The 12,892-nt window shown below is 61.9% G+C and carries 14 protein-coding genes; 11 read left to right on the forward strand and 3 right to left on the reverse strand.

Going from position 1 to position 12,892, the window contains the following annotated elements:
- Positions 1 to 6 precede the first annotated feature (6 nt).
- A complete protein-coding gene (locus LJE93_10740) occupies positions 7 to 219 on the reverse strand; it encodes a hypothetical protein (protein ID MCG6949377.1) in 213 nt (70 codons plus the stop codon).
- A gap of 259 nt (positions 220 to 478) precedes the next feature.
- Here LJE93_10740 and LJE93_10745 point away from each other — a divergent pair, with 259 nt between their 5' ends.
- Entirely contained in the window at positions 479 to 2,101 is a 1,623-nt protein-coding gene (locus LJE93_10745) for a NupC/NupG family nucleoside CNT transporter (protein ID MCG6949378.1), read from the forward strand.
- 22 nt (positions 2,102 to 2,123) lie between these two features.
- Entirely contained in the window at positions 2,124 to 3,437 is a 1,314-nt protein-coding gene (locus LJE93_10750; GenBank protein MCG6949379.1) for a hypothetical protein, read from the forward strand.
- A 10-nt stretch (positions 3,438 to 3,447) separates the two neighbouring features.
- On the opposite strand, the gene LJE93_10755 is transcribed toward LJE93_10750, so the two are convergent.
- Positions 3,448 to 3,804, reverse strand: coding sequence for a DUF393 domain-containing protein (locus LJE93_10755; GenBank protein MCG6949380.1), 357 nt, complete (start codon positions 3,802 to 3,804; stop codon positions 3,448 to 3,450).
- Between the two features lie 177 nt (positions 3,805 to 3,981).
- On the opposite strand from LJE93_10755, the gene LJE93_10760 reads away from it, so the two are divergent.
- Genes LJE93_10760 through LJE93_10770 form a run of 3 tightly spaced genes read left to right on the forward strand, consistent with a single transcriptional unit; the run spans position 3,982 to position 5,165 of the window.
- Positions 3,982 to 4,251 (forward strand): metalloregulator ArsR/SmtB family transcription factor, encoded by a 270-nt coding sequence (locus LJE93_10760; GenBank protein ID MCG6949381.1) that lies wholly within the window; start codon positions 3,982 to 3,984, stop codon positions 4,249 to 4,251.
- Between the two features lie 3 nt (positions 4,252 to 4,254).
- Positions 4,255 to 4,572, forward strand: coding sequence for a cation transporter (locus LJE93_10765; GenBank protein ID MCG6949382.1), 318 nt, complete (start codon positions 4,255 to 4,257; stop codon positions 4,570 to 4,572).
- A gap of 56 nt (positions 4,573 to 4,628) precedes the next feature.
- Positions 4,629 to 5,165, forward strand: a complete 537-nt coding sequence (locus tag LJE93_10770) for a Smr/MutS family protein (protein ID MCG6949383.1) — start codon at positions 4,629 to 4,631, stop codon at positions 5,163 to 5,165.
- Positions 5,166 to 5,197: 32 nt separating this feature from the next.
- On the opposite strand, the gene asnS is transcribed toward LJE93_10770, so the two are convergent.
- Complete coding sequence (asnS, locus tag LJE93_10775) at positions 5,198 to 6,499, reverse strand: asparagine--tRNA ligase (GenBank protein ID MCG6949384.1); 1,302 nt, start codon at positions 6,497 to 6,499, stop codon at positions 5,198 to 5,200.
- Between the two features lie 253 nt (positions 6,500 to 6,752).
- On the opposite strand from asnS, the gene trpE reads away from it, so the two are divergent.
- From trpE to LJE93_10805, 6 genes are all read left to right on the forward strand, one after another.
- Positions 6,753 to 8,243, forward strand: a complete 1,491-nt coding sequence (trpE, locus tag LJE93_10780) for an anthranilate synthase component I (GenBank protein ID MCG6949385.1) — start codon at positions 6,753 to 6,755, stop codon at positions 8,241 to 8,243.
- Positions 8,244 to 8,387: 144 nt separating this feature from the next.
- Positions 8,388 to 8,999, forward strand: a complete 612-nt coding sequence (locus LJE93_10785; GenBank protein ID MCG6949386.1) for an aminodeoxychorismate/anthranilate synthase component II — start codon at positions 8,388 to 8,390, stop codon at positions 8,997 to 8,999.
- A gap of 95 nt (positions 9,000 to 9,094) precedes the next feature.
- Positions 9,095 to 10,141 carry an anthranilate phosphoribosyltransferase gene (trpD, locus tag LJE93_10790; protein MCG6949387.1) on the forward strand — a complete coding sequence of 349 codons (1,047 nt, stop codon included), beginning with the start codon at positions 9,095 to 9,097 and terminating at the stop codon, positions 10,139 to 10,141.
- Positions 10,131 to 10,946, forward strand: coding sequence for an indole-3-glycerol phosphate synthase TrpC (gene trpC / locus LJE93_10795; GenBank protein ID MCG6949388.1), 816 nt, complete (start codon positions 10,131 to 10,133; stop codon positions 10,944 to 10,946). The genes trpD and trpC overlap by 11 nt, the downstream gene beginning before the upstream one ends.
- Positions 10,943 to 11,539, forward strand: coding sequence for a phosphoribosylanthranilate isomerase (locus LJE93_10800; GenBank protein ID MCG6949389.1), 597 nt, complete (start codon positions 10,943 to 10,945; stop codon positions 11,537 to 11,539). Before trpC ends, LJE93_10800 begins: the two co-directional genes overlap by 4 nt.
- Before the next feature lie 261 nt (positions 11,540 to 11,800).
- Positions 11,801 to 12,820: a hypothetical protein gene (locus tag LJE93_10805; protein MCG6949390.1), complete on the forward strand. Its 1,020-nt coding sequence runs from the start codon at positions 11,801 to 11,803 to the stop codon at positions 12,818 to 12,820.
- Positions 12,821 to 12,892: the final 72 nt, after the last annotated feature.

Raw genomic sequence — 12,892 nt, forward strand, 5'->3', positions numbered from 1 at the left:
CCTGGCTCACTTCTGCGCGCGTCCCTTGAAGAAGTCCGGAATGTTCCAACCGACGAACGCGCCGATCACCCCACCGACCAGAGCTCCGGTGAGGTCCCAGTACTTGAAGCCGGCAGCTGCTCCCACAAAGAAACCGACGGCTGCGATGATGATCCTCAGAGTGCGTACAGTTTCGAAGTCCAGTGCCATGGCTGAGCTCACCCCCCTCGGCTGATCCATGAACAAGGGCATTATAACGATTTCTCAGGGGTTAAAGGCACAACGGTCGGTGTAAAGTGTCACCGAGTCCGGACTATTTATGGGGTCTCGTGGCGAGGGCGGCGAGGTACTGTGGCCAGTGGGGTTTGCGACCCGAGGGGCGCGGAGGCGTACTTGAAGGTACGCTGAGCACCCCGAGGCGAGCAAACACCGCTGGGTGGGGTGCATCGCCGACCGCAGCAGAGGCTTCATGAATAGTCCGGGCTAGGGAGGTTCCTCCATGCGGTTCATTGGTGTCCTCGGCGTGATGGTCCTGCTCGGTCTGGCATGGGCGATGTCGTATCACAAACGAGACGTGCGGCCGCGTGTCGTTTTGTGGGGTCTCGGTCTTCAATTCCTGTTTGCACTGATCATCCTGCGCAACGATTATTGGAGTTTTGTCGGAATGGGCGTTCTCGGCGTTCTCGTGGCGGTGTACGTGTTGCGTCGCGATCCAGTCACGTCGGATCGAGGCTATGGATCGGTGGCTGCGCTTCTCGTCGGCGCGAGCGCCGTAAGCGCGGTTCTAGGATTCCTCGGGCCCCCGGTGGTCGGAATCGGGGTGATCATCCTCCTGATAGCCTTGCTGGTGAACACTCGATTCAAGTTGGCACCCGCCCTGCAGGCTCCGCTCGGAGCCCTGCTGGTGACCTCGATCGTGGCCTGGCTCGTGGCATCAGGTTTCCACGGGCGTGTGATTTTCGAGGGCCTGAGTCAGAAGGTCGCAGCCTTTCTCGATCTCTCCGACTATGGCGCGCGCTTTCTTTTCGGCAATCTCGCCGACCGCCAGTACTTCTTTCCGGGGGGCGCGGCGAATTGGCCGGGTTTCGGGTTTCAGTTCGCGTTCAAGGTCCTGCCGACAATCATCTTCTTTGGCGGCTTCATGGCAGTGCTTTACTACCTGGGAATCATGCAACGCGTGATCGAGACCCTTGCTCGATTCATGCGGTGGACGGTCGGAACGAGTGGTGCAGAAACTCTGTCCTGTACGGCCAACATTTTCGTCGGACAGACCGAAGCGCCGTTGCTGATCAAACCCTTCCTGCCTGACATGACTCGCTCGGAACTGTTGACCGTCATGGTCGGTGGTTTTGCGACCATTGCCGGTGGCGTTCTGGCTGCCTATATCGCGATGGGGATCGATGCCGGCCATCTGATCGCTGCCAGCGTGATGTCGGCGCCGGCCGCGCTCCTGGTCGGGAAGATCATTTATCCGGAGCTCGAGCACTCGGTGACCGCCGGGGACGTCGAAATGCCGGACATCGACTCCGGTGGCAATGTCATCGAGGCAGCCGCCAACGGCATCACCGATGGTCTCAAGCTCGCGGTCAACGTGGGAGCGATGTTGATCGGGTTCATCGCTCTGATCGCCGTGCTCGACGTGGCTCTCAACTGGCTCGATTCGCTGATCGACGGCAGATTGCTGAACGGCGCGGTCGTGACCTACAGCTCGGGAGGAATGTCGCCTGTGGTCAGCGAGTTCAAAGGCATCTTTCCGGGCTCGCTGCAGACGCTTTTCGGCGTCGTATTGAGGCCGCTGGCGTGGGTGATGGGGGTTCCCTGGAATGATGCGGGTCTGGTCGGCAATCTGCTCGGCATCAAGCTCTCGCTGAACGAGCTGGTGGCCTACGGGCTGCTCGGTACCTACATTCAGGAAGGCGCGTTGTCCGCACGGGCCGTGACCATTTCCACCTACGCCCTCTGCGGGTTCGCCAACTTCTCGTCGATTGGTATCCAGCTGGGCGGCATCGCCGCTGTCGCGCCGAACCGAAGGGCGGATCTGGCGAGCCTCGGTCTGAAGGCGATGTTTGGTGGCGCCATCGCATCGTGGCTGACCGCGACTATCGCCGGCCTGCTCCTGTAATCTGGATTCTGAAGGGGGCCTGATGCGAGTCCTGACAATTCTGGTGGCCGTTTCCTGCGTAGTGATGTCGAGCGGGTGCGATGTCCTGGACCCCGCACGACCGACCGTGCAACAGGATTCCGAAGTCTTTGGCAATCTGCTCGACGTCGAACGGTCTGCCGACGATCCCGGGAGGTGGGTCCTGCGCGTCAAGGTCGGAGCGCCCCGGTCGGTCAGGTCGGCAGACGAAGACATCGGGAAACCGACGCCGACGGTCGAGGAAGGCCTGGTTGCGACAATTGCTGTCGGCGGCGACGCGGTGGTGGTAGTCCAGGACCAGCCCGGTGAGATCGAAGCCATCGATCCCGGCACTGAAATCGTGGTGCTTCCGGTCTCCGGGACCACCGAGATGTATGGCTCGGACGATCTCAGGCTCGAAGCGAGCTTGGTCATGGACTTCGCGACCTACCGAAGGTGGCGCCTGCCGAAGCTCGACTCCCCGGTCGCGGACGTGGCCGACGATTCCACACAGATCAACTCGTCCGGATCCGAGACGGCGCCGTTTCCCCTGGATGGCGGGTCCGTCCTGTACTTCTCGGCCCGCCTCCGCCGGCCGGCAAATCCGGACGACGGATGGCACGGAGCAGTCCGCGATGGTCTGTCGGTCCCGGAGATCGGCGCGGACTCCAGGGAGAGGAGTTACCGTACGGAAATCACGGACGACGGATGGTCGCCGCCGGAACTGGTTCGGTTTCCTGACCTCGGCGACGCACTCAAAGTGCGGGTGACCTGGATCGCCGCCGACGAGACTGCGTGTCTCGTAACGGTGTCGACGCAGGGTGAATCTCCCTGGATCGGGCGGGCCACGCGAAGTTCAGCTTCCGCTAGTTGGTCTCCCCTGGAGCGGCTCGACGCCCTCGGGCCGGACGCGCAGGGTGGGGTGTACCTCACCGGGAGCAGTACAAAGATCGTATTCGTGACCAGCCGCGGCGGTGGGACGCACAGCGATCTCTATTTCTTCGATCCGAAGACCGAGCAGGGCCCGGCGCCGCTCGAACCTCCCATATTCACGGCGCGAAGTGAGTGGAGCCCCCGCACCGGCCCCCACGGCGAACTTCTCTTCAACCGCGGAGATCGGCAGCTCCTATTCAAGGACCGGCAGATCCGTTCGCTGAGGTTGCCCGGACCTCACCGAGTGCCGTTTACCCAGGCGGCGATTGCCGACGACGGAAGGTGGGTTTTCTTCTGCATGCCGAGATACCGGTCGCCCGAACTGGACGAAGATATTTTCGTGGCGCCGGTCTCGGGCGATTTCGAGTTCGGCGAGCCGGTGTCGGTCGACGAGTGGCGTCCCTGACGAGCCAGATTCAGCGCCGGCGAAAAAGACGGAGCTTCGCAATCAGGCGATACAGGGGCGGACCGACACGGCTGAGGGGAGGGATGGAGGTGGTGGTTGCCAGCCATCGCCAGCCGGGAAGCTCGGCAACGATGCATTGCCACGCGGCAAATCCTCCCAGCAGCTCGCCGCTGCCGTTTCGAACCCAGACCGAGGCCTCGTGGTCGGTTCGACGGACCGGCAGATCGCTATCTGCCGCGGAGCGAAAGTCGAAGAACCGAATGCGGGCGTTGCGATCGCGATGCTCACACCACGCTTTCGATCTCTGACAAAGGCGGCAATCGCCGTCGATCCAGACTTCGAGGGCACGTGAATTGTCGGTGCTCATAGAATGGTTTTCCTCGCCTGACAAGCTCAGCAGGATGCTTGACATTCATTAAGAAGTTACTAAAATGCCGATATGTCGAATTGCGATGATTCTGACCGCATATCGTCCAACCGATCTCCGGAGGAATTCGATTCCCTCAGACACCGGCTCGCGGCTCGCGCAGGACGGTTACGGCAGATGGCGGAGCACTTCGCCTTGTTGGCAGGTGAGACCCGCCTCAAGATCATCGAGCTTCTCGTCGAAAGTGACGAACTGTGCGTCTGCGACCTGGCTACGGTGCTCGAAATGACCCCGGCAGCCGTGTCGCAGCATCTGAGTCGCTTGCGGTCCGGGCGGCTGGTGCAGTCGCGCCGCGACGGTATGACGATCTATTATCGAATCGCCGAAAATTCGGTGGGGCGCTCGACGGTCCAATTGCTCGGGCGACAGCTCGGAGCGGAGGAGTAACAAATGCGTCAGATCATCTCAGTGATCGCGATATTGATGGCCGCAGGTTTGATGGTCGCTCAAGCAAAGGCCGATCAAAAGCCCGAGCAGGTGAGGACGGTATTCAACGTCCAAGGGATGCACTGTGATGGGTGCTCCTCCACCATCACCGCGACTCTCGAACGGGTGGACGGGGTGGTTTCGGCCCAGGCCGATCACGAGAAGGGAACTGCCGAGGCGGTCTACCGGCCGCGCAAGGTCGAAGTTGAGAAGCTCAAGGCCGAGATCGAAAAGCTCGGCTACACGGTGACTGGTTTGAAAACCGAGGTAGTAGAGAAGTGAATTCGGGCTTTGGAAACCTGATTTTCCGACCCGTTTTATCAGGGTAGCACGCGGTGATGCTCCGACCGGCATTTCGCGACCCGAATGTTCTCTGGGCATATGTCGGGACGAAATTCGGCGTCTTCATGGTTGCGGCCATCGTGACCTGGCCGCTGGCTCGTCTCATCGGGCCGGAGGCATGGATCGGCCTTGGTGTCTTCGGCGTTCTTCTGGCGGCAATCACGGCGGCCGTGCTTTTTGGGGGTTCGGCGGAGGATCCGGAGAGGAAGGAATCCGAAACCCTGCGCATGGACAACGGTGGTGAAGCGCTTCTCGATCCTGATGTTCCGGTCATCATTCCAGCCGAAGACAGCATCGACCTGCATCCGTTTCCTCCCCGCGACGTGCCGGACGTCGTCGATGCTTACCTCGAGGTCGCGGCTGAGAAGGGCTTCTCCGAGGTGCGGCTGATTCACGGGCGTGGCATCGGCGTGCAGCGCGATCGTGTCCAGAAGCTGCTTGCGCGCCACCCGCTGGTTTCGGGTTTTCATGACGCGCCCACGGATCGTGGTGGCTGGGGTGCCACCATCGCCTACCTCAAGAGACCATCTTGAATCCCAAATTCCAAATCTGAGATCCGAAATCTCTACGGGTAAAGCCGGTTGATGAGCCGGGGGTAGGGGATGGCCTCTCGCAGGTGGGCGATGCCGCAGATCCAGGCGACGCAGCGCTCGATACCCATGCCGAAGCCGGAATGGGGGAAGGACCCGTATCGGCGGACGTCCAGATACCACTCAAAGGCCTCTTTCGGAAGTTTATGAACAGCAATCTGTCGCTCGAGGTGCTCGAGCGAGTCCGACCGCTCCGAGCCACCGATGATTTCGCCATAACCTTCGGGCGCGAGCACGTCCACTGCCAGGGCACGGCTCGGATCCTCGGCGTCAGGCTGCATGTAGAAGGCCTTGATGTCGGCCGGGTAGCGAGTGACGAGCAGCGGCCGATCGTAAAGCTCGGTCAGCATCGTTTCGTCGTCGCCGCCGAAATCTTCTCCGAACTGGATGTCGGAGCCCAGCTCCTTCAGCTTGTCGATCGCAGTGCCGTAGTCGAGCCGCGGATAGGGCCGCTGGGTCGTGGGTTCGAGCAATGAAACTTCTCGCTCCAGGCGCTCGAGGTCGTCGCTGCACCGGTCGAGCACCCTGGCTACGATCGAAGAGAGGAACTCCTCGCACAGATCGAGCAGCCCGTCGAACCGGAGCCATGCCACCTCCGGCTCGACCATCCAGAACTCGGTCAGATGGCGCCGGGTTTTGGATTTCTCGGCGCGAAAGGTCGGTCCGAAGCAATAGACCTTGCCGAGGGCGGCGGCGGCCGGTTCCAGGTAGAGCTGTCCCGACTGAGAGAGGTAGGCGGTATCGCCGAAGTACTCGGTTTCGAAGAGCGTCGAGGTGCCCTCGCACGCCGCCGGCGTGAGAATTGGAGAATCGATCAGGGTGTAGTCGCGGCTCTGGAAGAAATCGCGAATCGCGTACTCGAGCTCGGAGCGGACCCGCATGATCGCGTGTTGACGCCTGGAACGCAGCCACAGGTGGCGGTGGTTGAGAAGGAAGTCGGGGCCGTGGTCTTTCTTGCCGATCGGAAATTCCGGCGCTACTTGAATGATCTGAAGGTCCGAGACCTTGAGCTCGTAGCCGCCCGGTGCGCGATCGTCCGGAACAATCAGGCCGGTCACCTCGACCGAGGACTCCTGGGTCAGCTCGACCGCCGTCTCCCACACAGCTTCCTCCACCTCGGGGCGGAACACCACACATTGCAGATAGCCGAAACCGTCGCGAAGGATGATGAAGCGCAGCTTTCCCTTCTTGCGCCAGTTGTAGACCCAGCCGCGAATGGCGACTTCCTGGTCCTCGTATTCAGCAAGCTCGGCAATGGTGATGACGGGGCGTGACATGGTCCTCCTCCCGGATTGGGGATTGTACATGAAGGAGCGAGGGGGCATGGGAGCAGGGTTCATGGGGGACCGTCCCATCTCCCTATCCTGCCTTTCTCTCTTTTCCCCAATTTCCCCTTTTCTTCCTCTTTCCCTCCGACAAGGATCGGTTCCGCGGCCATTTCGAGTCGCGAATTCAACCGGAGGCGCCAAAGTAGACCTCGCGGCCAGACTGCGGCACAATGACAGTTCGTTGAACCACCCGGGGGGAAGCATGGAGCTTCGGTCGTATCAAGACGAGTTCCTCGAATACGCGCGTGACTACGATGTCGTGCCGGTGGTTCAGGAGCTGACCTCGGACACGGTGACCCCGTTCACGGTCTACTCGCGCCTGGCGGCCAACGGTCGCAACCCATTCCTGCTCGAGAGTGTCGAAGGCGGTGAACGCGCCGCGCGGTACTCCTTCGTCGGTGTAGATCCCTTTCGGATCGTTGAGATCCGAGGCGGCGCGGTCTTCGTCGACGGGGCCCCCCGAGAAGGCCCTCCTATAGAGGAGTTGCGGCGAGCAACCGATTTTGGATCGGTGGCGCCGGTCGAAGGCCTGCCGCCTTTCGCCGGCGGAGCCATGGGTTACCTTGGTTACGATGCAGTCCGGCTGGTCGAGTCCGTTCCCTCAAGCGGTCGAGACGAGGGCGGTCTTCCGGAGGCCTGGTTCGGCGTTTATGACGGCGTCGTCGCACTCGATAGGGCCCGTCAACGGCTTTTGCTCGTGGTGGCGGCGAGGATCGGCGACGACCCGGATTTGGCCTGGCAAGGCGCCCGAAAACGTCTCGGTACGATGCACCGAGCCCTCCTTGGCGGCGGTGCCAGTCCCCGTCCCCACGTCATTCCGGAACCGGCGGCGAATTGGCAAGGGTGGCGGGCAGTCCCGTCAGAGGAAAGCTACATGTCGTCGGTATCGAGGGCCCGAGAATACATCCTTGCTGGCGATGTCTTCCAGGTCGTGCTGTCCCGACGCTGGCGTAAGATGCCGCGCTGCACGACCGCCGAGGTCTATCGGATGTTGCGGTTGACCAACCCGTCGCCCTACATGTTCCTCTTCGACACCGGTCAGGCGCAGATTCTCGGATCGAGTCCGGAGATGCTGGTCCGGGTGAATGGCGACTCCGTCACGACGTGTCCGATCGCGGGCACCCGGCGGCGAGGCGGCGATCGGGCGGAGGACGCCGCGCTCGAGGAGGAGCTGAAATCCGACCCGAAAGAGCGTGCCGAGCACGTCATGCTGGTCGATCTGGGCCGCAACGACATCGGTCGGGTGGCGGAACCGGGAACGGTCAGGGTGACGCGCGAGATGGAGGTCGAGCGCTACAGCCACGTCATGCATCTCGTGAGCGAAGTCGAGGGGAAGCTGCGCGAGGATCTCGATGCGTGGGACGCCCTATTCGCCTGTTTTCCCGCCGGCACGCTCAGCGGCGCGCCGAAGGTTCGAGCAATGGAGATCATCGACGAGCTGGAGGAAGTCCTGCGCGGGGTCTACGGCGGTGCAGTCGGATACCGCAACCTCAACGGCGATCTCGACTCGTGCATCGCGATTCGCACAATGGTGGAACGCGGCGGAAACGTCCAGATCCAGGCTGGCGCCGGCATCGTCTACGACTCTGTGCCCGAAAACGAGCTCGCTGAATGCTCGGCCAAGGCAAGCGCCCTGGTGGAAGCCGTCGCCATGGCAGAGGCGGCGTCCAATACAAGCGTGCACGAGGAGTAGGAGCGTGGTCACGATGGAATCAGGAATGAGTAATGAGGAATTAGGAATCCCCGCTCAGCCTGCCGCAATCAAAGGGCGTTGCCGGCCCGACATTCCTAATTCCTACTTCCTAATTCCTTATCTGGGCGTGTGTGGGGGCGAGTCGTGATTCTGATGATCGACAACTACGACTCCTTCACCTACAACCTGGTGCAGGAGCTTTCGGAGGTCGGTTCGGCGCCGATCGAGGTAGTGCGGAACGATGCCGCCAGCGCTGAAGAGTTGCTGGAGCAACGGCCTCAGGCGGTGGTGATTTCTCCCGGTCCGGGTCTTCCCGAAGAATCCGGAGTCACCCTCGATGTGATCCGAGCTGCAGCCGATCTCCCGTTACTCGGGATTTGCCTTGGCCACCAGGCGATTGCTGTCGCCTGCGGCGCTCGCGTGGTGCGGGCGTCCGAGCCGGTTCACGGGAAAACGTCCCCGATTTTTCACGCCGGAGCCGGGATCTTCGAAGGACTGGCTGACGGTTTCGAAGCCACCCGGTACCATTCCCTGATCGTGGAACGCGAGACCTGGCCAGAACGCCTCGAAATCACCGCCTGGACCGAAGACGGAGTTGTGATGGGATTGCGCGACCGGGATAATCTCCACTTCGGTGTCCAGTTCCACCCCGAATCTTACCTCTGCGTCGACGGCAGGAAAATCCTGGCGCGTTTCCTCGACATCGCTGATATTCAATTGCGCGAAGAATGGAAAAGAAAACAGGATGAGGAATGAGGAATTCTCGCCCGAACGTCTTGTGGTTCTTTGGAGTGAGGGTGGTTGGGTGTGCGGCATTCCTCATTCCTAACTCTTAATTCCTCATTGGATTGATGATGCTCATCGACCACAAAGCCATGCTCAACCGCCTGCTCATCGGCCGGGACCTCGAGCCAGAGGTCATGGAAGCGTTCATCGGCCTCGTCATGGATGGAGCCGTCGCCGAAGTCGTTGTCGCGGCCGTACTGGCGGCTCTCCGGGCAAAGGGGGAAACCGGTGTCGAGGTGGCCGCGGCGGCGCGTGCCATGCGATCACGCGCTCTGGAGGTTCCTGTTGCGACTCCCTCGAGGTCCGTCGATACGTGCGGTACCGGAGGCGACGGTGCCGAGACGATCAACATTTCGACCGCAGCTGCGCTCCTGGTGTCTGCCGCGGGCGTGCCGGTCGCCAAGCATGGAAACCGGTCGGTGTCTTCCCGGTGTGGTTCGGCCGATGTGCTCGAGGCCGCTGGAATCCAGCTCGACCTGACCCCCCAGGCGATGGCCACGTTGCACGACGAGGTCGGTATCGCTTTTCTCTTCGCGCCGCGCCTCCATCCGGCGATGAAGGCGGTCATGCCGGTTCGTCGGGCGCTCGGTGTCCGAACGGTCTTCAACCTTCTGGGCCCGCTAACCAACCCGGCTGGCGTGGAGCGTCAGGTGATCGGAGTCTGGGGCTCGGATGTGCTTGGCCTGATGGCTTCGGCATTGGCCGAGCTCGGCGCCAAACACGGCCTAGTGGTGCACTCTGACGACGGACTCGATGAAATCTCGGTCTGTGCGCCGACGACGGTGATCGAGGTCCGAGACGGCGAGGTCATCGAAGAGCGGCGGGTCGATCCGGCAAAGCTCGGAATCGAGGTTGACGATCCGGACTCTCTCAAGGGGGGCGACGTGAATGAAAACCTGCGCCGCTTGCGCACCATACTTGCTGGTGATGAGAATTCGGCGGCGGCAGATGCGGTAGCGCTGAACGCTGGGGCCGCGCTCTACGTAGCCGGTGAGGCAAGCGATCTGGAAAGCGGTTTTCGCCGTGCTCGAGACGTACAGCGTTCGGGAGCTGCACTCGAGACTCTCGAGAATTGGGTGCGGAGATCCCGGGAACTGGGTGATGACAGCTGATTCAGTACTCGATCGAATTGTCGCCGATGTGCGTCGGCGCCTCGAAGCATCTACCGAGGCGCCCGGCCTCGAGGAAGCCGCACTCAAGGCCGTAGAGGAACGCCGGGCCACCGGCCTTCGCTCTCTCTCAGAAGCTCTCTCTCGACCGGGGGTCGCGCTGATCGCCGAGTGCAAAAAGGCGTCACCCTCCGCGGGGGTCATTCGCGAGGACTTCGATGCGGCGGCTCTGGCTGCTGCGTATGCAGCAGGTGGTGCCTCCGCCATTTCGGTCGTTACCGAGCCCGCCTTCTTCAAAGGTCGTGTTCATTGGATTGACGAGGTGCGCCAGGCCGTCGCTCTCCCGGTGCTGCGAAAGGACTTCATCTTCGACCGGCGGCAACTCTTGGAGACCGCAGTCCTTGGTGCCGATGCAGTACTCCTGATCGCGCGCATCCTTGATGAGGAAACCTTGGCCGATCTTCTGGAGACGGCGTCGGGGCTCGATCTCGAGGTGCTGCTCGAGGTCTTTGCCGACGAGGATCCGGCTGCGGTTGTGAAATCCGAGGCACAGATCCTCGGCGTCAATGCCCGCGATCTCGCCACCTTCGAGGTTCGCCTTGACCGGGTGGAGGCTTTGGTGGCCGAACTTCCCGAAGAGCGCCTGCGGATCGCCGAGAGCGGGATCCGTGGTGCGGAGGACCTCCAGCGATTGCTCGGGGTTGGTTACGACGGTTTCCTGGTCGGGGAGCACCTGGTGAGGGCAACAGACCCGCAGCAAGCCGTCCGGGATCTCATCGGGATCGGGAGTCTGGACGCACACCAGTGAAGATCAAGATCTGTGGAATCACGACTCCGGGAGATGCCGAGGCAGCCGTCCAGGCCGGCGCGGATTTTCTCGGTTTCGTTTTCAGGCGGGGCACGCCGCGTGCCTTGGCTCCGCGGTCTGCAGAGTGGATCCGAGAGATTGATGGTGTAGCGAGGGTGGGTGTGTTTCTCGATGCACCGCTCGCTGAAGTAATGACGGTCCGGGAGCTTCTCGACCTCGGTTGGATTCAACTGCACGGCGAAGAGCCCGACGCTTATTTGGATGCTATCGGGAGTCGAGTGATACGCCGGGTACCGGTCGAGCCTGAAATCGACTGGAAGCGGATTGCGGACCTCAGTTCCCGGTGCCTACCGCTCTTCGACCCCGGTGCCGGAGACGGCGTCGCGTGGGCGTGGGAGGGTCTGGGAGAGAGGCCGCCGGGAGTGCGCTTCGGCCTTGCGGGCGGCCTCACGCCGGAGAATGTCGGCGAGGCTGTTCGGATCGTGCGACCGGAACTCGTCGATGTCTCATCCGGTGTGGAGGCCGCTCCGGGGATCAAGGACCACCAGAAGATCCGTGACTTCATCGCCGAGGCGCGAGCAGCACTTCCCTGACGGCCGCGCACGAACCACCACCGAGGTACAGAGACACAGAGGATCCGTATCCCACCAATTTGAAACCGCGGAGAACGCAGATGGACGAGTCTGAACCCATCTGCGTCTATCTGTGTGATCTGTGGGCAGCTCGGGTGGGTGGGTGGACCGAGTATCGAGAATCAAGTATCAAGTGTCGACTGCGCTGGTGGGGGAAACTCATAACTCGACACTCAAAACTCTCGATTGTCCCATTCGTACGGCATTCTGAAGGAGAAGCTCATGAAAACCGTCCGTCTGCTTGCGTGTGCGCTATGCGCGCTTCCTATCGCCTGTTCGCCGAACTGTTGTGATGAGGTGGAGACCGGACCGTCTTTTCCCGAGCTTCATGGACCGTATCTCGGGCAGGAGCCACCGGGCCTTGAGCCCGAGATCTTCGCTCCCGGAATCGTCTCGACAGGTCTTGCCACGCGCGACATCGCGATGACTCCTGACGGCACCGAGCTGTACTTCTCGGTCACCCTCGGCGGCCGCACGATGATCATGGAGAGCCATCAGAAGAACGGTGTCTGGACCGAACCCGCGGTGGCTCCGTTCTCCGGCCGTTACCTGGACGTCGAACCCGCCATCTCTCCGGACGGCAAGCGGTTCTTCTTTCTCTCGACCCGCCCACAGGAGGGGCAGGAGGAAAAGCCGGGCTGGGTCTACCAGGATATCTGGGTGATGGACCGCGAGGGCGATGCGTGGTCCGAGCCGCACAACCTCGGACCACCGGTCAACTCGGACGCGCCCGAGTACTTTCCGTCAGTCACCGCCGACAACACCATCTACTTCACGCGTGAGGGGGAGGGCAGGGTGTCGGCTACCTGGCGCTCGCGTTTCGTCGACGGAACCTACACCGAGCCTGAAAAGCTCGGCCCCGAGGTCAACTGCGGCACGAACCGATTCAATGTCTTCGTCGCGCCGGACGAGAGCTTTGCCATCGTCCCGGCCGTCGGCCGGGAGGACAGCCTCGGCGGGGCGGATTACTTCGTGGTCTTTCGCGACCAGGACGATACCTGGTCCGAACCGGTCAACATGGGCCCGGCGATCAACCAACCGGAGGGCCGGGAATGGTCGGCGTCCCTCTCGCCTGATGGCAAATATCTCTTCTTCATGACCTCGAGGGCCTACGGAGAGACTGACATCCCGCTGCGTGCCACGTCGATCACGGATCTGCTCGATTTCTCCACCCAACCCGGGTGGGGGAGTTCAGACGTCTGGTGGGTGAGTTCACAGGTCGTCGAAGCTTTGCGACCTTGAGGTGGGGGAGCATTGCAGACGGCCTTCGGCCGTCGCGAACCGCCCCCGCCAGCGAGAGGTCGATCGCCGTCC

The organism is Acidobacteriota bacterium (genome assembly GCA_022340665.1).
Lineage (GTDB): Bacteria > Acidobacteriota > Thermoanaerobaculia > Thermoanaerobaculales > Sulfomarinibacteraceae > Sulfomarinibacter.